Genomic DNA, 24,506 nt, shown 5'->3' on the forward strand with positions numbered 1-24,506 from the left:
CACCATGACAACAACATCTGTTATCACCAGCGATTCCCAAGCCCTGGCCGTCGCTGAAGAAATCGCCCAGCAACTGCGCCGCGACAGCGCCTTGCGCGACCGCGAACGCCGCCTCCCGCACGCCGAACTGGAGCTGTTCACCCGCGCCGGCCTGTGGGCCATCAGCGTGCCCAAGGCTTTCGGCGGCGCCGGTGTGTCCAACGTCACCCTGGCCAAGGTCATCGCCCGCATCGCCCAGGCCGACGCCTCCCTCGGGCAAATCCCGCAAAACCACTTCTACGCGTTGGAAGTACTGCGGGTAAACGGCAGCCCCGAGCAGCAGCAACGCCTCTATGCCGACGTACTCGCTGGCCAACGCTTTGGCAACGCCCTGGCCGAACTCGGCACGAAGACCGCCCACGACCGCACCACCCGCCTGACCCGCGAAGGCGACGGCTACCGCATCAATGGCCGCAAGTTCTACGCCACCGGTGCGCTCTACGCCCAGCGCATCCCGACCTCGGTGGTCGATGAAGACGGCGTGCAGCAACTGGTTTTCGTACCGGCCGACAGCCCAGGCCTGCAGGTGATCGACGACTGGAGCGGGTTTGGCCAGCGCACCACCGGCAGCGGCTCGGTAGTCTTCGACAACGTGTTCGTGCGCAGCGAGGATGTGGTGCCGTTCCAGTCGGCCTTCGAGCGCCCCACTCCGGTCGGCCCGCTGGCGCAGATCCTCCACGCGGCCATCGACACCGGCATCGCCCGCGCGGCCTATGAAGATGCCTTGCACTTCGTACGCACGCGCAGCCGCCCGTGGGTCGACTCCGGCCTGGACAAGGCCAGCGAAGACCCGCTGACCCTGAAGAGCTTCGGCCACCTGGCGATCCGCCTGCACGCCGCCGAAGCGCTGCTCGAACGCGCAGGTGAGTACCTCGACCGCGCCCAGGCCGACAGCAACGCCGATAGCGTCGCCGCCGCCTCCATCGCCGTCGCCGAAGCCCGGGCCATCAGCACCGAGATTGCCCTCGCCGCCGGCACCATGCTGTTCGAGCTGGCCGGCAGCCAGGCCACCCTGGCCGAGCACAATCTCGACCGCCACTGGCGCAACGCCCGAGTGCACACCCTGCACGACCCGGTGCGCTGGAAGTACCACGCCATCGGCAACTACTACCTCAACGCCGAAAACCCACCGCGCCGGGGGACCATCTGATGGCAAAGGAAATCCTCCTCAACGCTTTCAACATGAACTGCATCGGGCATATCAACCACGGCCTGTGGACTCACCCACGGGACACCTCGACGCAGTACAAGTCCCTTGCCTACTGGACCGACCTGGCGCGTTTGCTTGAACGCGGTTTGTTCGATGGCCTGTTCATCGCCGACATCGTCGGTACCTATGACGTCTACGGCAAGTCGCTGGACGTCACGTTGAAAGAGTCGATCCAGTTGCCGGTCAACGACCCCCTGCTGCTGGTCTCGGCCATGGCCGCCGTCACCCGCCACCTGGGCTTCGGCCTCACTGCCAACCTCTCCTACGAGGCGCCCTACCTGTTTGCCCGGCGCCTCTCTACCCTCGACCACCTGAGCAACGGCCGGGTCGGCTGGAACATCGTCACCGGCTATCTCGACAGCGCCGCCCGCGCCATGGGCCTGGAGCAGCAGCCGGAACACGACCGCCGCTATGACCAGGCCGATGAGTACCTTCAAGTGCTGTACAAGCTGCTAGAAGGCAGCTGGGCCGACGATGCAGTGGTCGAAGACCGCGAACGACGGGTGTATGCCGAGCCCGAAAAAGTGCGCAAGGTCCACCACCAGGGCGAGTTCTACAAGGTCGAGGGTTATCACCTGTGCGAGCCCTCGCCGCAGCGCACCCCGGTGCTGTTCCAGGCCGGCAGCTCGCCACGGGGCCTGGCTTTCGCCGGCAACCATGCCGAATGCGTATTCATCAGTGGCCATGACAAAACGGCAACCCGCGCCCAGGTCGACAAGGTACGCGCGGCCGCCGAGGCTGCCGGCCGCGATCCGCAGGCGGTCAAGGTGTTCATGGGTATCACGGTGATCGTCGCCCCCACCGAGCAGCAGGCCCAGGCCAAGTACGCAGAGTACCTGCGCCATGCCAGCCCGGAAGCGGGCGTGGCGCACTTCGCCGCCTCCACCGGCATCGACTTTGCCGCCTATGCGCTGGACGAGCCGATCGGCGCCAGCAAGGGCAACGCCATCCAGTCGGCCACCCGCCAGCTGCAGGAGAACGCCTGGACCCGCCGCCGCCTGCTGGAGCAGCACGCACTGGGCGGGCGCTACGTGACCCTGGTTGGCGCGCCCGAACAGGTCGCCGAGCAACTGATCGCCTGGATCGATGAAACCGGCCTGGACGGCTTCAACCTCACCCGCACCGTCACCCCGGAAAGCTTCGAAGACTTCATCGACCTGGTGGTGCCGCAACTGCAACAGCGTGGCCGCTACAAGACCGCCTACGCCAAAGGCACGCTGCGCGAGAAGCTGTTCCAACGTGACCACCCGCACCTGCCGGCCGACCACCCCGGCTCGGCTTACCGCCACACCTCTACCTCTGCCACGACCGGAGTTGCGCACCATGCTTGAGAAATTGTTCCGGCCCGTCGCGGCCATCGCCCTCACCCTCGGCCTGGCCGGCGGCGCCTGCGCTGCCGAGCCGCTGAAAATCGGCACCACCGCCGCCTTCGCGATCCCGCTGGAAGCCGCCGTGGCAGAAGCGCACAAGCAAGGGCTGGAAGTGAAGCTGATCGAGTTCAGTGACTGGATTGCCCCCAACGTCAGCCTCAACAGCGGCGACATCGACGTGAACTACTTCCAGCACATCCCCTTCCTGGAGAACGCCAAGGCTGCCGCCGGGTTCAACCTGGTGCCCTTCGCGCCCGGCATCATCAACAACGTCGGCCTCTACTCGAAGCGGTACAAAAGCTTCGCCGAGCTGCCCGAGGGCGCCAGCGTGGCGATCGCCAACGACCCTATCAACAGTGGCCGTGGCTTGCAGTTGCTGGCCAAGGCCGGGCTGATCACGCTCAAGCCGGGTGTCGGCTACAAGGCTACCGAGGACGACATCGTCGCCAACCCGAAGAAGCTGAAAATCCTCCAGGTAGAAGCCGTGCAGCTGGTGCGCGCCTACGATGACGCCGATCTGGTGCAGGGCTACCCGGCCTATATCCGCCTGGCCAAGACCTTCGACGCCACCTCCGCGCTGCTGTTCGACGGCCTGGAAAACAAGGAATACGTGATCCAGTTCGTCATCCGCCCACAGAGCAAGGACGACCCGCGCCTGGCCAAGTTCGTCGATATCTACCAGCACTCGCCCGCCGTGCGCGAAGCCCTGAACCAGGCCCATGGCAGCCTCTACCAAGCCGGTTGGGAAGGCTGACATGAGCCAGGCCAGCGCCCTCAAGGCGCCCACCGCTCAAACCGCGCCGCCACCGGCTCGGGAGCAGGCCTTGCGCCCGGAGGTGAACGAAGCCCATGTGCGCTTCGTCGGCCTCGGCAAGACCTACCCGGGCCAGGAGCAGCCGGCGCTGCAAGGCATCGACCTGAACATCCGCCGCGGCGAGATCTTCGGCATCATCGGCCGTAGCGGCGCGGGCAAGTCGTCGCTGCTGCGCACCATCAACCGTCTGGAGCAGCCCAGCCAGGGCCGGGTGCTGATCGACCAGGTCGACATCGCACCGTTCGACGAAGATCGCCTGGTGGCGCTGCGCCGGCGCATCGGCATGATCTTCCAGCATTTCAACCTGATGTCGGCCAAAACCGTCTGGCAGAACGTCGAGCTGCCGCTGAAGGTGGCCGGCGTGGCCAAGCCCGAACGCCAGCGCAAGGTGCGCGCGCTGTTGCAACTGGTCGGCCTGCAGGACAAGCACCACGTCTACCCGGCGCAGTTGTCGGGTGGGCAGAAGCAGCGCGTCGGGATCGCCCGGGCTCTGGTCCATGACCCCGAAATCCTGCTGTGCGACGAAGCCACCTCGGCGCTGGACCCTGAAACGACCGCATCGATCCTGGAACTGCTGCGTGACATCAACCAGCGTCTGGGCCTGACGGTCGTGCTGATTACCCACGAGATGGCCGTGATCCGCGATATCTGCCACCGGGTGGTGGTACTGGAGCGTGGCGAAGTCGTCGAGCAGGGCGAGGTGTGGCGGGTGTTCGGCTCACCACGCCATGAAGTCACCCGTACCCTGTTGGCGCCGTTGCAAGCCAAACTGCCCGCAGCCTTGCAGGCAAACCTGCGGGCCAGCCCGGTAGGCCGTGACAGCGCGGTGGTGCTCAAGCTGACGGTGCTCGGCGAACCGGCGTTGTCCGACCTGTTCAGTGAACTGGGCGGGCGCGTGCGCCTGCTGCAGGGCGGCGTGGAAACCATCGGCGAGCATGCCTTGGGGCAGCTGATCCTGTCGGTGCAGGGCTCGCCGCACGACACCTATCAATTGCTGGAGCGCGCCCGTCGCTGGGCCGAAGACGTGGAGGTACTGGGCCATGTGGTTTGATCGCTTGCTCGAAGGTTTGCTCGATACCCTGCTGATGGTGGGTGTGTCGTCGCTGATCGCGCTGCTGGTGGGTGTGCCGATGGCGGTGCTGCTGGTCACCAGCGACAAGGGCGGCATTTTCGAAGCGCCCCTGCTGAACCGGGTGCTCGGTGCCTTCGTCAACCTGTTCAGGTCGATCCCGTTCCTGATCCTGATGGTCGCGTTGATCCCCTTCACCCGCCTGGTAGTCGGCACCACCTATGGCGTGTGGGCCGCGGTAGTACCGCTGACCATCGCCGCCACCCCGTTCTTCGCCCGGATTGCCGAGGTGAGCCTGCGCGAGGTCGACCATGGCCTGGTGGAGGCGGCACAGGCCATGGGCTGCCGGCGCTGGCACATCGTCTGGCATGTGCTGTTGCCCGAAGCGCTGCCGGGGATCGTCGGCGGCTTCACCATTACCCTGGTGACGCTGATCAACTCCTCGGCCATGGCCGGGGCGATAGGTGCGGGTGGGTTGGGAGACATTGCCTACCGGTACGGGTATCAGCGTTTCGACAGCCAGATCATGCTGACCGTGATTGCCATGCTGGTGGCGCTGGTAGCGGTGATTCAGGTGGGAGGGGATCGGCTGGCGAAAGGCTTGAACAAGCGGTGAGCATGGCTTGAGTGCTGTGGTGTTGCACAGATCGAGCGCCGCCCGCGCGGCGCATCGCGGGCAAGCCCGCTCCTACGGTATACCTTCGGCCAATTATGCCTATGGCCTCTTCACTGTCCGCCTTGTGTGCCCGACCTAAATCTCAAGCCATGCACCAAGGCTGCAGTGGAGATGCAACTGACAGCACTGGCCGTAGGTAAACCGTAGGAGCGGGCTTACCCGCGATGCGCCGCGCGGGCGGCGCTCGATCCACGTAACACCACAGAAACCAGGCCAAGCCCCTCACCCCCAGCGCAGATCCTGAGCCGGCACCGGCCGCCCGAACCAGTACCCCTGCCCCAGCTGGCATTGCTGCTCCAGCAAGAACCTCGCCTGCTCGGCCTCCTCGATCCCTTCGGCATGCACTTTCATGCCCATGCTGTGCGCCAGGGCGATGATCACCCGCACGATGGCGACGTCATCGTCATCCATGGGCAACCCCGCGACGAAGCCCTGGTCGATCTTGAGCTTCTGCACCGGCAAACGCTTGAGCCGCAGCAGCGACGAATACCCCGTACCAAAGTCATCGATGGCCAGGCTCAGGCCCAGCTCGCGCAGGCGGTGCAACTGCTCCAATGCGACTTCCGGGTCTTCCATCACTGCGCTCTCGGTCACCTCAAGTTCCAGCAATGCCGGGGCCAGGCCGGTTTCGTGCAACACCTCGGCCACCTGCCGGTACAGCGCTCGCTGGCCGAACAGCCGGCTGGAGATGTTCACCGCAACAAACGCCAGCCCACGCCCTTCAGCCTGCCAGCGGACCATCTGCCGACACGACTCGCGCAGCACCCAGGCATCGATTTCGGCAATCAGGCCGGTCCGCTCGGCGATGGGGATGAATTCGCTCGGTGGCACCAGGCCGCGCAGCGGATGCTGCCAGCGTACCAACGCCTCCACCCCGACCATCTTCGATGTGAACAGGTCATGCACCGGCTGAAAGAACACCCGCAACTCGTCCTGCTCGAGCGCATGGCGCAGCTCACCGGCCGTTTCCACACGTTGCTGGGCGTGCGCCGTCAGCTCTTCGGTGTACAGCGCGTAGCAGGCGCGGCCGTTGTGCTTGGCCTTGAACAGCGCCGAGTCGGCGTTGCGCAGCAGTTGCTCGGCACCCAACGCATCACTGGGGAACAGGCTGATGCCAACACTCACGCCGATGAACAGCCGATGCCCTTCGAACTCGAACGGGTCACGCATGCGTTCCATGAGCGCCTGCGCCAGCTTGCCGGCCTGGCCAACCTGTTGGCAGTTCTCCGCCAGCACGCCGAACTCGTCGCCGCCCAGGCGCGCCAGGGTCACGCCATTGCCCAGCGCTTCGCCCAGGCGTTCGCCCACCAGTTTAAGCAGCTGGTCACCGATGGTGTGGCCCAGCCCGTCGTTGATGCTCTGAAAGTGGTCCAGGTCCAGCAGCAACAAGGCGCAGCCACGTTTGTTGGCCTGCGCCGAGGCCAAAGCCTGCTCGAGGCGGTCGTTGAACAACAGCCGGTTGGGCAAACCGGTCAACGGGTCGTGGTGGGCCAGGAAGGCCAGCTCCTGCTCGGTGTGCTTGATTGCGCTGACGTCGCTGAACACCGCTACATAATGGGTCAGTTCGCCGCTGTCGTCGCGAATGGCGCAGATCGTCTGCCACTGCGGATAGATTTCACCACTCTTGCGCCGGTTCCAGATTTCTCCGCTCCATTCGCCTTTCTCGGCCAGGGTGGAATAGATCTGCTGATAGAACGGTACACCGTGGCGGCCAGACTTGAACTTGCTGGGGCGATGGCCGAGCACTTCATCCTGCTGATAACCGGTGATGCGCATGAAGGCGCGGTTGACGTGCACGATCAGGCCCTGGCGGTCGGTGACCAGCACGCCTTCCAGCGTGCTGTCGAAAACCGCTGCGGCCATGCGCAGGCGCTCGCGGTCTTCGCTGCGCAGCTGCGCGCCGATGCCGATGAAGTTGAGCAGGCGTGCGCGGGACACGAAAATAAGTACGGCACTGACCAGCACCCACAGCACCACATTGATCTGCCGGCCCACGGTCAGCGCCAAGGGGTCTTCGGACAGGGTGCGCAGCACCAGCTCTGACAGCACCAGCCAGAGGATCGAGAGCACCACGTAGAGCGCTGCCATGCGCAAGGCGTCGCGAACGGAAACAGACATGTCGAGGGGGAAAGCCCATGAAAAATGATGGGACATTATAAAGGTAGAAACATGCCGTGACGTCCTATCTGAAAGGGTGACTGGTTTTATTTCCTCACCAAGGGATAATCAGACCTTTCCCCTGTGTCTTCGAGGGTTTTTACACCTATGTGGTACAACGGTCTGCTCGACTTGTCGGCCTGGCAACTGGTTGGCGTCACCCTGCTGATGACTCACGTGACCATCGTCAGCGTCACCATCTACCTGCACCGCTACTCTGCCCACCGTGCGCTGGAGCTCAATGGCGCGCTCAAGCATTTCTTCCGCTTCTGGCTGTGGCTGACCACGGCGCAGAACACCCGCGAGTGGACGGCCGTCCACCGCAAACACCACGCCAAATGCGAAACCCCGGACGACCCCCACAGCCCGGTGCACAAGGGCTTGAGCACCGTGCTGCGCAAAGGTGCCGAGCTGTACCGCGAAGAGGCGCGCAACCCCGAAACCCTGCGCATCTACGGCAAGAACTGCCCGGATGACTGGGTCGAGCGCAACGTCTACTCGCGCTACAAGCTGGGCGGTATCGTGCTCATGGCGGTACTCGACCTGCTGCTGTTCGGCACCATCGGCATCACCATCTGGGCGGTGCAGATGATGTGGATTCCGTTCTGGGCAGCCGGCGTGGTCAACGGCCTGGGCCATGCGGTGGGCTACCGCAACTTCGAATGCCGCGATGCCGCCACCAACCTGGTGCCGTGGGGTATCGTCATCGGTGGCGAAGAACTGCACAACAACCACCACACCTACCCCAACTCGGCCAAGCTGTCGGTCAAGCGCTGGGAATTCGACATGGGCTGGGCCTGGATACGCGTGCTCTCCCTGCTGCGCCTGGCCAAGGTGCAACGTGTGGCGCCCATCGCTCACCGGGTCGAAGGCAAGGCGAGCCTGGACATGGACACCGCCATGGCCATCCTCAACAACCGCTTCCAGATCATGGCCCAGTACCGCAAACTGGTGATCGCCCCGCTGGTGCAACAGGAACTGGCCAAGGTCGACGCTTCGGTTCGCCACCGTTTCCGCCGCGCCAAACGCCTGCTGTCGCGCGAAACCAGCCTGCTCGAAGACCGCCACCATGTGCGCATCGAGTCCATGCTCGCGCACAGCCAGGCGCTGAAGACCATCTACGAAAAACGCCTGGCGCTGCAGCAGATCTGGGCGCGTACCAGCGCCAACGGCCACGACATGCTGGCTGCGATGAAAGACTGGGTGCACGAAGCCGAAGCCAGTGGTATTCATGCCCTGCACGACTTTGCAGCGCAGCTGAAAACCTACTCCCTGCGCCCAACCGGCGCCTGACCGCCGTTGATCGGCACGCCCTGCAATAGGGCGTGCCAGCTGGAACTTCCCCCCTGAAAATCCACTCAAACCCGGCACATCGCCCGCGTGGCGGGCCGGTCTGTGGCCGCACGCTCACCCGTCGAGAAACGCTTCGTGCACATGGCCAAGAACATCCCTTCACTCCTGCCCGGCAACGCCCCCCCCGAAGCCGCCCAGACCTTGCTGGCCTTGCTGCACGCCCAAGGTGAAGTCGCGCGTTTGAGCGAGCGGGAGCAGCTCTACAGCTCACTGCTGGACAGCGTCAACGCGGTGCTGTGGGCATTCGACTGGGAAAACCGCCAGGTGCTTTACGTCAGCCCCGCCTATGAGCGCATCTTCGGCCGGCCCGCCAGCCTGGTACTGGCCGACTTCAACGAATGGCGCGACAGCATCTACCCGGACGACCTGGAATACGCCGAACGCAGCCTGGCTCAGGTGCTGCTCAAAGGCGCAGTGGAAGACCGCGAATACCGCATCATCACAGCCAGCGGCCAGGTGCGCTGGTTGAGTGACAAGTGCTACATCAACCAGCAACGCGAAGGCGACCGCGTGATCGTCGTCGGTATTGCCGAAGACATCACCGAAAAGAAGCAGCTCGAAGGCGAACTGCAGCGCCTGGCCACGACCGACGTGCTGACCCAGAGCAGCAACCGCCGGCATTTCTTCGAATGCGCCCAGCAGGCGTTCGACAGCGCTCGTGAGGACGGCACCCCGTTGGCCTTCCTGCTGTTGGATATCGATGACTTCAAGCAGATCAACGACAGCTACGGCCACCAGGAAGGTGACCAGGTGCTGCAACGCATCGCCGACAGCGGCAAGGCCGTGCTGCGGCGCGGCGACCTGTTCGGGCGCATCGGCGGCGAGGAATTTGCGGCGGTGTTCCCAGGCTGTAACGCGCAGGTTGCCGAGCAGATTGCCGAACGGCTGCAGCGGGAGATCCAGCGGCTGAGTTTCAGCCACGGCGAGCAGGTGTATGGGGTGACGGTCAGCCAGGGGCTGACTGGGCTTACCGATGAGGATGAGTCACTGGATAGCCTGTTCGCACGGGCGGATGCGGCCATGTACCAGGCCAAGCGGCAGGGGAAGAATCAGATAGTGCGGGGATGACCCAGGTCTTGAGCGGGGCTCCCACAGGGACCGCGCACTCTTCAGGACGGCCTTGCTTCATCTGGCGCCGGCGGCTCTTCACCCTTGATCTCGACGACCTGCGCCTTTGCATCCTCCCGCGGTTTGACCTCGGGGTTGTCCACCTTGCGCAAGCGGCTCAACTGCGCCAGCCCAACTTTTAGCAAACGCGCGGTCTTGTTTTCAGCCACCTTCTCCAGCCCCTGATCCGCGGGCAACCGCGCCAGTTGCCCGGCCAGGTTCATGGCCAGAATCTCCCGCGAGTAAACCCCGCCCCCCAACTGGTAGATCGCCGCAATCAGCTCACGCAGGCTCAGCGGCAAGCGCCAGCGGGTACGCAACGCCGAGCCGAACGCCGCGCCGAAGTCCTTCAGCGAGGTGTGCACGTGGCTTTCGTCCAGCTCGCCACCGGCCAGCCGCCACTCTTGCAGGCAACGCAGCACAGCCAGGTCACCCAGGCAATGCAGCAGGCCGGCGCAGTAGCAACGCTCTTCGTCCAGGTCGAGCATGCGTGCCAACGATCGCGCGTATTCGGCGGTGTGCAGCGACAAGTTCCAGAAGTGCGCCGCGTGCTGCGCCAGCAGGGGGTCGGTCAGGCGCGCACTGCGCTTGAGGGTCAGGCCCAGGATGAGGTTCATGCTCTGCGTACTGCCCAGCTTGTTCAACGCCTGCAGCAAGGTTTGCACCGGCGCGTCACGGTGCAGGGCGGCGCTGTTGGCGGCAGCGATCAGCACGGCGGTGACCTGCGGGTCGCTGCGTACTTCCTCTTCCAGCACCTTGAGGTTCAGCCCCTGCGGGTTGAGCGCGCGCTTGATCGCCACTTGTACGTCGGCGAACAGCGGCCCGCCATCGGCCGTCGCCCGGCGCTGCTCCAAGAAGGCTGGCAGGCTGGCGCCTGGCTGCAGTGGCGGCACCGGGCAAGCGATCTGCTCGCCCACCGCCAGCAGCAGCTCTTTCAGGCGCTTGCGCAGGTTGTCCAGATCCAGCGGCTTGCTCAGGTAAGCCGTGGGGTGCAGCGGCAACGCCTCGCGCACGCTGGCGCTGTCGCTGCGGCTGCTCATGAGAATGAACGGCAACCCCGGGCCTTTGGCGCGCACCTTGCGCAACAGGTCCAGGCCATCGAGGCCCGTCAGCTCGCGGGCGGCGATGATCAGGTCGGGCTTGCTGGCCAATGCCGTCAACGCCTCGGAGCCGTCGGCGCACACCTGCAGCCGGGCATCGCAGCGCACGCTGAGCAACATCTCACGCAACATGTCGCGTACCCAGGGGTCGCCTTCGGCAATCAGTACGCAAGGTGGGGCGGGGTCTGCAGCGCTCATGGCCAACTCCTGAATATCCTGACACGCAAATCCGTTGCAGCTTCCAAGGCAAGTCCTCCCACAACCATAGCGCCACGCGCCTTTGTTGGGCACAAAAAAAACCCGCCTAGGCGGGTTTTTTTATGAAGCGCGTCACATCAAGCGAGTTCAGCGAAGCACTCTTCGATGATCGCCAGGCCTTTGTCCAGCAGTGCGTCTTCGGCGGTCAGCGGAACCAGGATACGCAGAACGTTGCCGTAGGTGCCGCAGGACAGCAGGATCAGACCCTTGTCGCGCGCCTTCGCTACCACTTGGGCAACGGCGGCTGCATTCGGGGTGTGGGTGCCTTTTTCGAAGACTTCCACAGCGATCATCGAGCCCATACCACGAACGTCACCGATGATCGGGTGCTTTTCCTGGATCTGGCGCAGGCCAGCGGTCAGGCGCTCACCGACAGCCTTGCTGCGGTCCAGCAGTTTCTCTTCCTCGAACACCTGAATAACGGCCAATGCCGCGGCGCAGGCGATCGGCGAACCGGCGTAGGTACCGCCCAGGCCGCCCGGAGCGATGGCGTCCATGTACTCGGTCTTGCCGCAAACACCGGCCAGCGGGAAGCCGCCAGCGATGGATTTGGCGAAGGTGGTCAGGTCAGGCGCGACGCCCATCTGTTCCATGGCGAAGAAGGTACCGGTACGGCCAGCGCCCGTTTGTACTTCGTCGGCGATCAGCAGGATGCCGTGCTTGTCGCACAGCTCGCGCAGGCGCTTCATCAGCTCTTTCGGCGCTGGCAGGAAGCCGCCTTCGCCTTGTACTGGCTCGAGGATGATGGCAGCGATGTCACGCGGCTCGGCGTCGTTCTTGAAGATGCGCTCGATCGAAGCGATGGCATCGTCAACGCTCACACCGTGCAGTTCGCTCGGGAACAGGGCGCGGAAGATGCCGCCTGGCATCAGGCCCATGCCAGCGGAGTACGGCACGACCTTGCCGGTCAGGCCCAGGGTCATCATGGTACGGCCGTGGTAGCCGCCGGTGAAGGCGATCACGCCGGCACGGCCAGTGGCGGCACGGGCGATCTTGATGGCGTTTTCAACGGCTTCGGAGCCGGAGGTGACCAGCAGGGTCTTCTTGTCGAAGTCGCCTGGGACCAGCTTGTTGATCTTTTCGCACAGCTCTACGTAGGGTTCGTAGGCCAGCACCTGGAAGCAGGTGTGGCTGACTTTGGTCAGCTGCTCTTGAACGGCGGCAACCACTTTCGGGTGCAGGTGGCCGGTGTTCAGTACTGCGATGCCGCCAGCGAAGTCGATCAGTTCGCGGCCTTCAACGTCGATCACGGTCGAGTTCTTCGCGCTTTCAACGAAGATCGGGTGGATCTGGCCAACGCCACGTGGGACGGCGGCGATACGACGTTGCATCAAGGATTCGTTGGTCTTGCTCATAATGCCCTCATTTGCGCCGATCAGCGGCGCTTTTATTCGGGGGTGGCTGGGAGTGCTCGCGAACAGTATTCGTTGATCGACTGCCGTGAACGCCCTGGCCACCAGGTGCTGCAATGTCAAAAAAGGCCAGCGAGACGTCGCTCTCGCGCCCCGCTGGCAGAGGTAAAACCTTTAGCGCATCAAACGCTGATGCACAGGTACTTGATCTCGAGGTAGTCCTCGATACCGTACTTGGAACCTTCACGGCCCAGGCCCGAAGCCTTGATGCCGCCGAACGGCGCGACTTCGTTGGAGATCAGACCGGTGTTGATGCCGACCATGCCGTATTCCAGGGCCTCGGCAACGCGGAACACACGGCTCATGTCACGGGCGTAGAAGTACGAAGCCAGGCCGAACTCGGTGTCGTTGGACATGGCGATGACTTCAGCTTCGTCTTTGAAGCGGAACAGCGGCGCCAGTGGGCCGAAGGTCTCTTCCTTGGCGACGGCAGCGCTCTTCGGCACGTCGACCAGGATGGTCGGCTCGAAGAAGTTGCCTTCGATCAGCTTGCCACCGGACAGCACCTTGGCGCCTTTGGAGACGGCGTCTTCGATGTGTTCCTGAACCTTGGCGACAGCCTTGCCGTCGATCAGCGGGCCAGTGGTGGTGCCGTCTTCCAGGCCGTTACCGATCTTCAGCTTGGCCACAGCGGCTTTGAGCTTCTCGGCGAACGCGTCGTAAACGCCGTCCTGTACGTAGATACGGTTGGCGCAAACGCAGGTCTGGCCGTTGTTGCGGTACTTGGAGATGATCGCGCCTTCAACCGCCTTGTCCAGGTCGGCATCGTCGAACACGATGAACGGGGCGTTGCCACCCAGCTCCAGGGAAACCTTTTTGATGTCCTTGGCGCATTCCTGCATCAGCTGGCGACCGATTTCGGTCGAGCCAGTGAACGACAGCTTGCGTACCAGGGAGTTGCCGGTCAGCTCGCCGCCAACTTCGCCAGCGCTGCCGGTCACCACGCTCAGCACGCCAGCCGGGATGCCGGCACGGGTAGCCAGCTCGACCAGAGCCAGGGCGGAGTACGGGGTTTGCGAAGCAGGCTTGAGCACCATGGTGCAACCAGCGGCCAGGGCCGGGCCGGCTTTACGGGTGATCATCGCGGCCGGGAAGTTCCACGGGGTGATGGCCGCGGTAACGCCGATCGGCTGCTTGATGACGATCAGGCGCTTGTCAGGCTGGTGGCCTGGGATGGTGTCGCCGTAAACGCGCTTGGCTTCTTCAGCGAACCACTCGATGAACGAGGCAGCGTAGGCGATTTCGCCCTTGGCTTCAGCCAGTGGCTTGCCTTGCTCGGTGGTCATCAGGCGAGCCAGGTCGTCCTGGTTTTCGATCATCAGTTCGAACCAGCGACGCAGCTTGGTCGAACGCTCTTTGGCGGTCAGTGCACGCCAGGCCGGCAGGGCCTTGTCGGCAGCTTCGATGGCGCGGCGGGTTTCCGCGGTGCCCATCTTTGGCACGGTACCGATGACTTCACCTGTGGCCGGGTTGGTCACATTGATGGTCTGGCCGCTGTCCGCATCCAGCCATTCACCGTTGATGAAGGCTTGCTGGCGGAACAACTGAGCGTCTTTGAGCTGCATGTCGGCTTCCCGAATTGTTGATTGTTGAAAAGCGCCCAAGGCAGGGCATCGAGCGTTTGAAATCTCAAACGAATGCTAAGCGGCTGCTGGGGTATAGGACAATAGGCTGTTCGAAAAAAAGAACGAATGGTTGAACAGCCTATCCGGAATTGCGGTGCGCAGGCCGGTATAGGGTAGACGAACGGGGTGAGAGAAATGTGAAGGGGGACCGTCGGTGGGGCTTTTAGGGGTTTGACGTGCGAGGTGCAGGGTGGCGTAAATCGAGCGCCGCGCGGGCGGCGCTCGATTTACGCCCCACCTCAAACCTCAAGGCGTACACCCCGATCAACCCAAATTCAGAACGCGGCCCCCAGATCAATGACCAAAGCCCGGTAGCCAACACTGCCCGGCTGACGGCTATGCACCTTCAGCTCCACCAGTACCTCCTGGCTACCTCGGCGCACTTCATTGAGCACGGTGGTGGTGAGCTTCTCGGGGGTCAGGAAATTCACCGAGGCCGAATAGATGAACTGGGTGTCGGTCTCGGGCCGGTAAGCCACCACCGACGTCACCGGGCTGTACCACTCGTCGCCGCGCTCCTTGCCGTACTCCCAGACCTGCTCGACCGTACCTTTGGCCTCGTCGATCTTGTACTCCACTGCACGGCTGTAGTTGCCGGTCAGCTTGGTGGGAGCAAAGTCACGCCCCCAGCCGTTGTCGAACACGGTCAGCGTCCCTTTGCCGGTCAGCCACGCGGTGTGCTGGGTCCAGGACCAGTCGAAGCCTTCACCCGCAACCGGCTTGAGCACCTTGCCCTGCAGGCGCTGCGGCCAGCCCTGTGGCGAGGCCAGAATCCACCTCACGGTTTTGTCCCGACCGATCTTCACGACGCCCTGGTGGCGAGCTGAAACGATAATGCTGTCGTCATCGGCGTCGTAGTCGATGGCATTGACGTGCGCCCAGTTACGCCCGGTGCCAACGCCCGGGGTGTCACCGAACGGCAGGTTGCCTTCGGCCAGCTCATTGGCCAGGCGATCCTCCTGCTTCTGTACGCCGTCCGGCAATTGAACGGCCGCCTTGCCCAGGGTTTCGAGCAGGTCGCCGCGATACGGGTCGAGGATCTGGTTCAGGTCCCAGAAGTCCAGCACGTCACCGGCTTCATTGACCTCGATGATGTGGTCGCGAATCGAGCGCACGCGTTTGCCATCGGGGCGGCGGTAGTCGCTGGTGCCGACGCGCAGCAGGTAGGTGCCGTTGGCCGTCTCGCGGATTTCGTGGGAGAAGTCGGCGAACTTGTCAGGCAGGCTGCGCTGCCAGATGCGCCGGCCCAACAGGTCGTACTTGGAGTAAGTCTGGCCCTGGCCCCAGATCAGCTTGCCGTCGCGGGTCTGCTGGAAACCCATGGTGCCGCCCAGGCCGTCACGGCGGTTGGAGTCGTGGATCTGCTCGATGTCCAGGTACCAGCGCACGTCGCCGTTGGTGTCGGCAATCCAGTTGTTGCCGACCTGGTCCCATTCGGCGGCACCGCCCAGCCCATTCCACTTGAAGGCACGGGCACCCGGAATATCGCCTTGCAGGTGGTTGAACAGATACAGGCGGTTTTCGAAGCCCGACGCCACCTTGACTGGCTGCACTTGCGGCAGCGCGGCGGTTTGTTTGGCCACCACCGGCAGGCGCACGGCTGGGGCGTAGATCTGGTAGCGCTCACGGATACGCTCGCCGTCCAGCTTGTAGGTCACCTCTACTTGGTTGACATGATCCGGATACAGCCCGAACACCGGAATGCCGCCGTAGGTCCACAGCGAACGGTCGGAAACGTCGTAGGCGATATCCACCCCGCGCTCGCCACGCCCCAGCACGCGCACATGGGCGGCGCTCAAGGTGCGCCCACCATCGCGAATGATCGCGGTCAGCGGCGCCAGGCGGTAAGGGTTGACCACTACATCACCGAGCAGCGCTTCATCACGCTCGGGGACCTTGGCCGTCAGGCAAGCGCCTTCAGGCAGTGCGGGGGTTTCGGTCTTGGCATTCATGGCAAAGCTCCTTGTGCTCAGAAGTCATAACGGGCGGTGGCGCCGAAGGTGCGCGGGGTGCCAAGCACTCCGGCATAGCCACCGTTGGCGGAATTCCACAGGCTGGTGAAATAGGTCTTGTCGCCGGCGTTCTTCACCCACAGCGACAGGTCGAGCACGCCGTCGCCCTGGTCCAGGCGCACGCCGGTGGACAGGTTGACCAGCGCGTAGCTGGGGATCTGGCCGAAGTCGGAATCGTCGATGGTGCCGACCGCCTTGGAGCGGAAGGCATAGCTGGCGGTGACGTAAGGCTCGACGTGCTCGGTCAGCTGCCACTGGTACTGGCCGTTGAGGTTGGCGATGTACTTGGAAGCGCCGACCACCTGATGGCCGGACAAGTCGCAGGTGGCGGTGGCATTGGCCAGGCTTACCTCAGGCGGGCACGGCGCGTCGTCGTACTCGGTGTAGCGCACGTCGTTCCACGAACCGTTGAAATTGACCGTCAAGCCGCGGATCGGCAGCGCCGTGGCCTCGAACTCCAGGCCCCGCGAGCGCACACGGCCGGCGTTGGCCAGGTACTGCACGCGGTTGACCTGGTCGTAGACGTTGGCCTGATAGCCATGTACCTCAGCCCAGAACAGGTTGGCGTTGAGCTGCAGGCGGTCGTCGAACAGGGTGCTCTTGAGGCCCACTTCGGCGTTGTTGACCCGCTCGGTGCCAACCAGCAGCGAATCGGTGCCCAGCCGTGGCGCCGCGCCGACAGTGAGGTTGATGCCGCCGGACTTTTCGCCGTGGGTCAGGGTGGCATAGCCCAGCAACTGCTCGTTGAAGCGGTAGCTCAGGCCAAGCAGGCCGGAGGGGCTGAAGCTGTACTGGTTGAGGTCCCCCGAATCGTAGGCGCCCACCCTGCCCTGGCGTGCGGCGGCAGCGGCGCCGGTCACTGCTGCACCGCCCGATGGCGCATCGCGGGTCACCCAGGCGCTCTTTTCTTCATAGGTGCCGCGGACACCGGCTGTGAAGTCGAGGCGATCGGTGAGGTGCCAGGTGCCTTGGGCAAACAGCGCATAGCTGTCGGTATCGATGTGCCCGTCACCGATGGTGTTGACGTTGTTCAGCGCGCCAGCCGGGGTGAGGTTCCAGACGTCTGCCTGGGGGCCGTAATAGGTGAAGGATTTGTTGTCCAGGTCCTGCTTGAAGTAATAGGCACCCAGCACATAGTCGAACGCGCCCCCGGTGGGCGAGGCCAGGCGGATCTCCTGGGAATATTGCTTGTCGCGCACCGACACCCCGGCGCTGTAGAACACCGGCACATCCAGGCCATCGTCGTTGCGCGGGGTGAAGTCCCACCAGCGGTAGGCGGTGATCGAGGTCAGGGTGAAGTCGTTGGGCAGGGTCCAGTTGGCCTCCACCGATGTACCGCCCTGGAACACCGTCACCTGCTGGTCGGCATCGAAGTTGACCTTGCGGTCCTTGCCCGACACCAGCGTGGCACCGGCCTGGGCGGCCAGGCTTTCATAACGGTTGACACCATTGAGGGTCGGCCCGGTGCTGTACAGGCTGAGGATGCCGTTGTTGGAGTCCTCTTCGTTGTACTCGCCGATCCAGCGCAGGTTGAAAGTTTCGCTGGGCTGGAACAACAACTGGGTGCGAAAACCCTGGCGCTTGCCGCCGTTCAGGTCATCGCCGTTGTGGATGTTCTTCACATAACCATCGTCTTCGGTGCGGTAGGCGCTGATGCGCCCGGCCAGGGTCTCGCTGATCGGCCCGGAGAAACTGCCTTGGGTCTGCAGGTAGCCATCCTCACCGATGGACTGCTGGATGCTGCCTTCGCGGTGGAAGGTCGGCTTGCGCGAGGTAATGTTCAGCACCCCCGCCGTGGTGTTCTTGCCGAACAGCGTGCCTTGCGGGCCGCGTAGCACCTCCAGCTGCTCGACATCGAGCAGGTCGAACACCGCCATGCCCGGGCGGCCGAGGTAGACGTTGTCCAGGTAGATGCCGACGCTGCCCTCCAGGCCATCGCTGGCCGGGTTGTTGCCCAAGCCGCGGATCGAGATGCTCGACTGGCGGGCATGCACGTAGGCCACATTGGTACTGGGCACCAGCTGTTGCAGGTCTTGCACGCGGTAGATGCGCTGGGTTTCCAGGGATTCACTGTTCAGCACGCTGATCGGCGTGGGCACGCTCTGCGCGGTTTCTTCACGGCGGCGGGCATTGACGGTAACGGTGCCGAGCTTGGCGTCCTGCTCCACGGCTGGGGTTGTGCTGGCCGGCTCTTCGGCAAAGCTGCCGCTGGAAGCTGCCAGCAGTACGCCAGCGGCTAGAGGTTGCAAGGTAAAACGCGACGCGCGCGCAGGCCAACGGGAAAGTCGGGACATGCAAATGCTCCTTGAGGCATTGGCCCTGGCGAGCATTTCCGTTGACGGAACCGAATCGCGGTGACGTGGGCTTATATTCTTTTAAGAGATATAAATATGTTCAATTCATATTTTGTGGAATAAGTAACACCCTTTATAAGGGGGCTCACCCTCTTCATCAATTGCATTCCACCGAAAGTTTCCATGTAAAAAATGCATATCGACCTCCGCCAGCTCCGCCACTTCATTGCCCTTGTCGAGCACCGCAGTTTTGTCGCTGCTGCGGCGGCGGTGAACCTGTCGCAATCGGCCTTCAGCCGCAGCATCCAGACCCTGGAGCACAACATCGGCTGCCGTCTGGTCGACCGCGCCAGCAAGGAGCTCGCGCCCACCCGCCAGGGGCTGCTGGTGCTGGAGCATTCGCGTCGGCTGGTGCATGGCGCGCATAACCTGGTGAACGAGATCCACCAGTTCAATGGCGCTACCACCGGGGTGGTGCGCTTCGGCTCCGGCCCTGCGCCCGCTGGCGGACTGGTGCCGCGAGCGGTGGCGCGTTTCGTCGCTGAATACCCGGCGGCGCGCACGTGTTTTCAGGTGGATAACTGGCAGGCGCTGAACCGCAAACTGATTGCCGAGGAGATCGAGTTCTTCGTGGCCGATACCCGCCAGTTCGAATCCGACCCGGATTACCGCGTGCACAAGCTGGCGCCACAACGCTGGCATTTCTGCTGCCGCGCGGGGCACCCGCTGGCCGAACTGGCCCAGGTGAATGCACGGGATGTATTTGACTACCCGCTGGCGACCACCTTCCGCCCGCCAAACATCCGCAAGATCCTCAGCGACCTCAGCGGCCGGCAGGACTTCTTGCCGACGGTGGAATGCGAGCACGGCTACGCGCTGCTCAACGTGGTGATGCACTCGGACACCATCGGCATCGCCTGCAGCGCCAATTTGCGGCCGTATCAGTCAGGCCTGGTGGCGCTGCAACTGGCGGACCTGGCGCCCGAGCAGGAAGAATCGTTCTATACCCGCTATGGGGTGGTGAGCCGGGTGGGGTATGGCTTGTCGCCGTTGGCGCAGGGAATGGTCAGGCAGTTGATCGCCTGTGATGCCGAGGCGTGACTGGCGGGGGCATTACCCCCGAATCGCCGGCAAGCTGGCGGCCACAAGTACAGCGCTGAGCCTACAGTTGCGCAATACCTGTGGGAGCCGGCTTGCCGGCGATGCGATTTCAGCCCTTGCGCGTAGTCCGGCTCAGTTGGCCATCCACGCCAACCGGCACCTCACCCGCCAAGGTAACCCGGCGCACGATGCGCGGCTGGGTGCCGTAGTCATCCACCGCATAATGCTGCGTCGCACGGTTATCCCAGATCGCCACATCACCCGCCTCCCAGCGCCAGCGCACGGTGTTCTCCAGGCGCGTCACGTGCCCTTGCAGCACCGCGAACAGGTGCTGTGAATCGGCCAGCGAATAGCCCTTGATGCGTTTGACGAAATGCCCCAGCTGCAACGCCCGCTCACCGCTGACTGGGTGCACCCGCACCACCGGGTGCTCTGTCTCGTACACCGTCGACGTGAACACCTTGCGGTAACGCTCAAGCTTCGCCGGGTCGACATCCGGCTTGATGCTGGCGTAGTCGTATTCGTTGCTGTGCACTGCCCACAGCTTGTCGGCCAGTTCGCGCAGGGGCTCGGGCAACTCCTGATAAGCCGCAGCCGTGTTGGCCCACACGGTATCGCCACCGGAAGCCGGGGCAACCACGCTACGCAGGATCGAGGCCTTGGGGTAGGCGTCGACGAAGGTCACGTCGGTGTGCCAGGAGTTGGCCCGCTGGCCTTCAGCACCGTCGAGCTGCAGCAGGTAACTGCTGCCATCAACCACCGGCACGGTCGGGTGAGCGACCGGCTCGCCGAGCAGCTTGGCGAAGCCTTCCTGGCTTTGATCATCCAGGTGGCCCTGGCCGCGGAAGAAGATCACCTTGTGCTGCACCAGGGCGGCCTGGATCGCGTCGATTGTGGCGGCATCCAGGTCGGCGGACAGTTTCACCCCGCGGATTTCTGCGCCAATGCGGCCGGCGACGGGGTGGATATCGAGTTCGAGAGTTTGCGGCGCGGCGGCCAGTGCGGCATTGCTCATGGTCGTGGTCCTTGCGGTGATTGTCGGGGGTTGAGGTTCAACGGGCGGCTTGTACGGCTTGTTCCTGCTTCAAGGCGGCATCCAGGAAGCGCGGTTCGATCCAGTCGGCGACCTTGAAGTCCCGGCGGATCAGGCGCTCTTTGGCGGCCAGGTCGACGCCTTGCTGCAACTGGGCGACAAAGTCGGCGTCCAGGCGCGGGTCGAAGTAATGGGCGAGGTCTTCCTTGGCCAGGTCGTCGCTGAGAATGCTGCGCGGCCAGTTGGCGTTGCTCGCTACCAGGTCGAGGTAGGCATCGCGGTTGTGCTCGTCGCGCAGCCAGTGGGTGGCCTGCTGCTGCGCATTGACCACGCGCTGGACCAGCTCGGGGTACTTGCGAATGAAATCCCCAGTGCCCAGCAACACTGCCTGGGTGCTGCCTGCGCCTTCCAGGTCGCGTGAGTTGACCGGCAATTCGACCAGGCCGCGCTCGCGCAGCGAGAGCAGGCTGGACAGCCCCCAGGTGGCGTCGATCTGCTTGGCGGCCAGTGCCGCGTTGGCCGCGTTGAAATCCAGGTTGATCACCTTCAGGTCGCGCTCGGACAACCCTTGGCTCGCCAACGCGCTGGCAAACGACAGCTGGTTGGCGGTACCGCGGAACACCGCCACGCGCTTGCCCTTGAGGTCGTGCAGGGTCTTGATGCCAGAGCCCGGCACCACACCCAGGTAGCTTTTCACCCCTCGCACGCCGGCCGAAAGCACGCGGGTGTCGAGGCCGTTGGCCTTGCCGACGATGGCCGCCAGGTCGCCCAGGTAGGCGAAATCTGCCTGGCCGTTGGCCAACGCTTCGTTGACCACCGGGCCTGCACCCTTGAAGAACTGCCAGTCGATGCGGATGCCATCTTTGGCGAATTCCTTTTCAAGCAATTGCTGGTCGCGCAGCACGTCGACCACGCCACCGGCGCTGTGCTTGCTGCCAGCACTCAGGTCAGGCACGGCAATGCGAATGCTCTCGGGCTTTGCCGATTCGGCCGCCTGGGCGCTGAGGGCGAAAAAAGTGAATAGCCCAAGGGCGGTAATCAGATGGCGCAACTGGGTTTTCATGGCAAGGCTCCTTGGCAGGCTGCCACCGGCGATGGCCGGCGCTATGGCCAGAAGCTAGGCTGGTCTGGTTAGAACCTACAAAGATCAAAACTTCATTTTTTAGTAACCAGAAGGCATAAACCACGCATCACGCGGCCCCCCGGCAAGCTTGCGCAATACGCATCGAAAATATGAGGAAAACGCAACGGCTGGAGGCTTCCGCATGCAAGGCGTGCATGCTCTTATCTCTTGAAAGCCACATATGAGAATTTTTAATTCCATAAGTGCATAACCTTGAAACGCTTCGAGAGATGGCCGATGAATGGAATTCTGAGCAAAGGTCGGGGTGGGCTTCTGGGGCCCCTACGCGGCCCTTTCGCGACCCAAGGCCGCCCCCACATCGGCGAGCGCGCTCTGCCCTGGGTGTTGCCAGTGCTGATCGCGCTGCTGTGGGCCGTGGCGAGCCGGCAGCACTGGATGAGCGAGCAGATCCTGCCGGCACCCTCGCGGGTGTGGGACAGCGCAGTGGAGTTCGGCTCCGGCGAGCTTTGGGGGCACTTGTGGATAAGTTTGCAGCGGCTGTGGTGGGGGTTGCTGGCAGGGATTGCCAGCGGTTTGCTGCTGGGGGCCTGGCTGGGAACTTCGCGCAATGCGCAAACGCTGGTGCTGCCAACCTTCGTCGCGCTGGCCCAGATCCCGACCCTGGCGTGGATCCCGCTGTTCATGCTGTTTTTCGGCATTGGTGAACTGCTCAAGCTGGTGGTGCTGGTGAAAGCCGTGGTGGTACCCGTCACCCTGCATACCCTGGTCGGCGTACGCGATGCCCAGCCCAAGCTGCGCGAAGCCGCCGCGGCCTTGCGCCTGCCACGTCACTTGCTGTTCCTGCGCCTGCTGCTGCCGGCCGCCCTGCCCGCCTTCCTCACCGGCGTGCGCCTGGCATTGGCCACCGGCTGGACGTCATTACTGGCGGTCGAACTGCTGGCCTCCAGCGAAGGGATCGGCTACCTGATGGTGTGGGGCCGGCAGCTGTTCATGCTTGACCTGGTGGTGCTGTGCATCCTGATCATCGGCCTGGTCGGCGCGCTGATGGAGCGCGGCTTTTCAGCTCTGGAAAAACGCCTGCTGTACTGGCCACAACCGGCCACCGGCGAGCAGCAACGCGGGCCCGTACCCAAGGGCTGGCAAAGCCTGTTGCTGCCGGCAGCACTGCTTGCGCTGTGGCAAGCCAGCAGCAGCCTGGGCTGGGTCGACCAGAACATCCTGACCTCGCCGCTGGGCGTGGTGCACACCCTGTTCGCAGGCCTTACCGATGGCTCACTGCCAGAAGCCATGCTGCTCAGCCTGCAACGCACCCTGACCGGCCTCGTGCTGGGCGGTGGTGCAGGCTTGCTGACGGGCCTGTTGCTGGGCCTGTCACGCAACGCCGAGCGGGTTTTCGGGCCCAGCTTGTCGGCGTTGCGCCAGGTGGCACTGTTCGCCTGGGTGCCGTTGCTGACCGCCTGGTTCGGCCTGGGCGAAGGCGCCAAGAATGTGTTCGTCGGCCTGGCCGCCTTCTTCCCGCTGCTGATCGCCACCCAGCGCGGCATCGCCAGCCTGCCGCCGCAACTGGGAGAGGCCGCCCGCACGCTGCGCCTGAACCTGTGGCAGCGCCTGCGCCTGCTGGTACTGCCCGGCGCGGCCCCGGCCATTTTCGCAGGCCTGCGCCTGTCGCTGATCTACGCCTGGCTAGGCACCATCGGTGCCGAGTACTTCATGCCTTCGGATGGCGGCATCGCCAGCCTGATGATCGGCGCGCAACAGCTTTTCCGCATGGACCAGGTCATGGCCGCCATGCTGCTGATCGGCCTGGTCGGCGCCCTGCTCGGCACCCTTGGACAACGCCTCGAATCGCGCGCCACGCGCTGGAGAACCGCATGAACGCTTTCAACACGTCACACCTGCTGGCGGCCAACCAACCCGACACCACGCCAGCGCTGGTCAGCTTCGAAGCGGTAGGCAAGGTGTTCAGCGTCGATGGCCAGCCCTTCGAAGCGATCCGCAACTTCAACCTGGCCATCAACGAAGGCGAATTCATCGCCATCGTCGGCGCCTCCGGCTGCGGCAAGTCCACCCTGCTGCGCCTGCTGGTGGGGCTGGACACCGATTACAGCGGCAGCATCCGCGTGGATGGCAAACCAGTCAGCGGCATCGGTGGCGAGCGTGGCATCGTGTTCCAGGAGCACCGCTTGTTTCCATGGCTGACCGTGGAACAGAACATTGCCCTGGGCCTGGTCAACGAGCACCTGACCCAAGGCGAACGTGCCCGCCGGGTGCATGAGTTCGTGCTGCTGGTGGGCCTGGTGGGCTTCGAATCGGCGTACCCGCACCAGCTGTCCGGGGGCATGGCGCAACGTGTGGCGATTGCCCGGGGGCTGGTGGCAAGCCCGCGGATCCTGCTGCTGGACGAGCCATTCGGTGCGCTCGATGCATTGACCCGCCAGCAACTGCAGGATGAGTTGCTGGCCATCCGCGAACGTGCCGGCATCACCACATTGCTGGTGACGCACGATGCCGAGGAAGCGACGTACCTGGCTGATCGAGTGGTGGTGCTGGAGCCGCGCCCAGGGCGGATCAAGTCGGTGGTTGAAATCGACCTGCCGCATCCGCGGTTGCGCACCGGCGTGGCGCTGCATGGGTTACGCGAGAAGGTGCTGCACCAGATCACAGGTGATGGTGGGTATCTGCCGCCGCCCGCGCGGCGGGTGGAAGGGTTGCGGCCCGAGCTGATTGCTCTGTGAAACCCACTGGCCCCATCGCCGGCAAGCCGGCTCCCACAGGTATTGCACCGTTCCAGG

General features: G+C 63.9%; 18 protein-coding genes. 10 read left to right on the forward strand and 8 right to left on the reverse strand.

What is annotated here, in order from left to right; translation table 11 throughout:
* Window positions 1-4 precede the first annotated feature (4 nt).
* Genes ABEH27_RS05240 through ABEH27_RS05260 form a run of 5 tightly spaced genes read left to right on the forward strand, consistent with a single transcriptional unit; the run spans window position 5 to window position 5,118 of the window.
* Complete coding sequence (locus tag ABEH27_RS05240; RefSeq protein ID WP_346612547.1) at window positions 5-1,189, forward strand: SfnB family sulfur acquisition oxidoreductase; 1,185 nt, start codon at window positions 5-7, stop codon at window positions 1,187-1,189.
* Entirely contained in the window at window positions 1,189-2,580 is a 1,392-nt protein-coding gene (locus ABEH27_RS05245; RefSeq protein WP_346612548.1) for an LLM class flavin-dependent oxidoreductase, read from the forward strand. Before ABEH27_RS05240 ends, ABEH27_RS05245 begins: the two co-directional genes overlap by 1 nt.
* On the forward strand, window positions 2,573-3,373 hold the full coding sequence (locus ABEH27_RS05250; RefSeq protein ID WP_346612549.1) for a MetQ/NlpA family ABC transporter substrate-binding protein: 801 nt from the start codon (window positions 2,573-2,575) through the stop codon (window positions 3,371-3,373). The genes ABEH27_RS05245 and ABEH27_RS05250 overlap by 8 nt, the downstream gene beginning before the upstream one ends.
* Window position 3,374: 1 nt before the next feature.
* The gene (locus ABEH27_RS05255; protein ID WP_346612550.1) at window positions 3,375-4,484 is read left to right on the forward strand and encodes an ATP-binding cassette domain-containing protein; all 1,110 of its coding nucleotides are present in this window, start codon (window positions 3,375-3,377) and stop codon (window positions 4,482-4,484) included.
* Entirely contained in the window at window positions 4,474-5,118 is a 645-nt protein-coding gene (locus ABEH27_RS05260; RefSeq protein ID WP_054903149.1) for a methionine ABC transporter permease, read from the forward strand. The genes ABEH27_RS05255 and ABEH27_RS05260 overlap by 11 nt, the downstream gene beginning before the upstream one ends.
* Window positions 5,119-5,400: 282 nt before the next feature.
* Here ABEH27_RS05260 and dibA read toward each other — a convergent pair whose 3' ends face one another.
* Complete coding sequence (gene dibA / locus ABEH27_RS05265) at window positions 5,401-7,296, reverse strand: phosphodiesterase DibA (RefSeq protein ID WP_346612551.1); 1,896 nt, start codon at window positions 7,294-7,296, stop codon at window positions 5,401-5,403.
* Between the two features lie 147 nt (window positions 7,297-7,443).
* Here dibA and desA point away from each other — a divergent pair, with 147 nt between their 5' ends.
* The gene (gene desA / locus ABEH27_RS05270; protein ID WP_346612552.1) at window positions 7,444-8,628 is read left to right on the forward strand and encodes a delta-9 fatty acid desaturase DesA; all 1,185 of its coding nucleotides are present in this window, start codon (window positions 7,444-7,446) and stop codon (window positions 8,626-8,628) included.
* 141 nt (window positions 8,629-8,769) lie between these two features.
* Window positions 8,770-9,756: a sensor domain-containing diguanylate cyclase gene (locus ABEH27_RS05275; protein ID WP_346612854.1), complete on the forward strand. Its 987-nt coding sequence runs from the start codon at window positions 8,770-8,772 to the stop codon at window positions 9,754-9,756.
* Window positions 9,757-9,797: 41 nt separating this feature from the next.
* Here ABEH27_RS05275 and ABEH27_RS05280 read toward each other — a convergent pair whose 3' ends face one another.
* From ABEH27_RS05280 to ABEH27_RS05300, 5 genes are all read right to left on the reverse strand, one after another.
* Window positions 9,798-11,093 carry a response regulator gene (locus tag ABEH27_RS05280; RefSeq protein WP_346612553.1) on the reverse strand — a complete coding sequence of 432 codons (1,296 nt, stop codon included), beginning with the start codon at window positions 11,091-11,093 and terminating at the stop codon, window positions 9,798-9,800.
* 137 nt (window positions 11,094-11,230) lie between these two features.
* Window positions 11,231-12,508 (reverse strand): 4-aminobutyrate--2-oxoglutarate transaminase, encoded by a 1,278-nt coding sequence (gabT, locus tag ABEH27_RS05285; RefSeq protein ID WP_346612554.1) that lies wholly within the window; start codon window positions 12,506-12,508, stop codon window positions 11,231-11,233.
* Between the two features lie 179 nt (window positions 12,509-12,687).
* A complete protein-coding gene (gene gabD, locus ABEH27_RS05290) occupies window positions 12,688-14,130 on the reverse strand; it encodes an NADP-dependent succinate-semialdehyde dehydrogenase (protein WP_346612555.1) in 1,443 nt (480 codons plus the stop codon).
* 335 nt (window positions 14,131-14,465) lie between these two features.
* The gene (locus ABEH27_RS05295) at window positions 14,466-16,142 is read right to left on the reverse strand and encodes an aryl-sulfate sulfotransferase (protein WP_346612556.1); all 1,677 of its coding nucleotides are present in this window, start codon (window positions 16,140-16,142) and stop codon (window positions 14,466-14,468) included.
* 17 nt (window positions 16,143-16,159) lie between these two features.
* Window positions 16,160-18,496 carry a TonB-dependent receptor gene (locus ABEH27_RS05300; protein ID WP_346612557.1) on the reverse strand — a complete coding sequence of 779 codons (2,337 nt, stop codon included), beginning with the start codon at window positions 18,494-18,496 and terminating at the stop codon, window positions 16,160-16,162.
* A 192-nt stretch (window positions 18,497-18,688) separates the two neighbouring features.
* On the opposite strand from ABEH27_RS05300, the gene ABEH27_RS05305 reads away from it, so the two are divergent.
* A complete protein-coding gene (locus ABEH27_RS05305; protein ID WP_346612558.1) occupies window positions 18,689-19,597 on the forward strand; it encodes a LysR family transcriptional regulator in 909 nt (302 codons plus the stop codon).
* 109 nt (window positions 19,598-19,706) lie between these two features.
* On the opposite strand, the gene ABEH27_RS05310 is transcribed toward ABEH27_RS05305, so the two are convergent.
* The gene (locus ABEH27_RS05310; protein WP_346612559.1) at window positions 19,707-20,612 is read right to left on the reverse strand and encodes a TauD/TfdA family dioxygenase; all 906 of its coding nucleotides are present in this window, start codon (window positions 20,610-20,612) and stop codon (window positions 19,707-19,709) included.
* A 37-nt stretch (window positions 20,613-20,649) separates the two neighbouring features.
* Window positions 20,650-21,693, reverse strand: a complete 1,044-nt coding sequence (locus ABEH27_RS05315) for an ABC transporter substrate-binding protein (protein ID WP_346612560.1) — start codon at window positions 21,691-21,693, stop codon at window positions 20,650-20,652.
* Window positions 21,694-21,990: 297 nt separating this feature from the next.
* Between ABEH27_RS05315 and ABEH27_RS05320 the strand changes: the two genes are divergently transcribed.
* Together ABEH27_RS05320 and ABEH27_RS05325 are read left to right on the forward strand one after the other, a co-directional pair.
* On the forward strand, window positions 21,991-23,589 hold the full coding sequence (locus ABEH27_RS05320; RefSeq protein WP_346612561.1) for an ABC transporter permease: 1,599 nt from the start codon (window positions 21,991-21,993) through the stop codon (window positions 23,587-23,589).
* Window positions 23,586-24,449: an ABC transporter ATP-binding protein gene (locus tag ABEH27_RS05325; protein WP_346612562.1), complete on the forward strand. Its 864-nt coding sequence runs from the start codon at window positions 23,586-23,588 to the stop codon at window positions 24,447-24,449. The genes ABEH27_RS05320 and ABEH27_RS05325 overlap by 4 nt, the downstream gene beginning before the upstream one ends.
* The last annotated feature ends 57 nt before the right edge of the window (window positions 24,450-24,506 follow it).

The sequence above is a fragment of the Pseudomonas sp. P39-UII1 genome (genome assembly GCF_039672635.1).
GTDB lineage: Bacteria > Pseudomonadota > Gammaproteobacteria > Pseudomonadales > Pseudomonadaceae > Aquipseudomonas.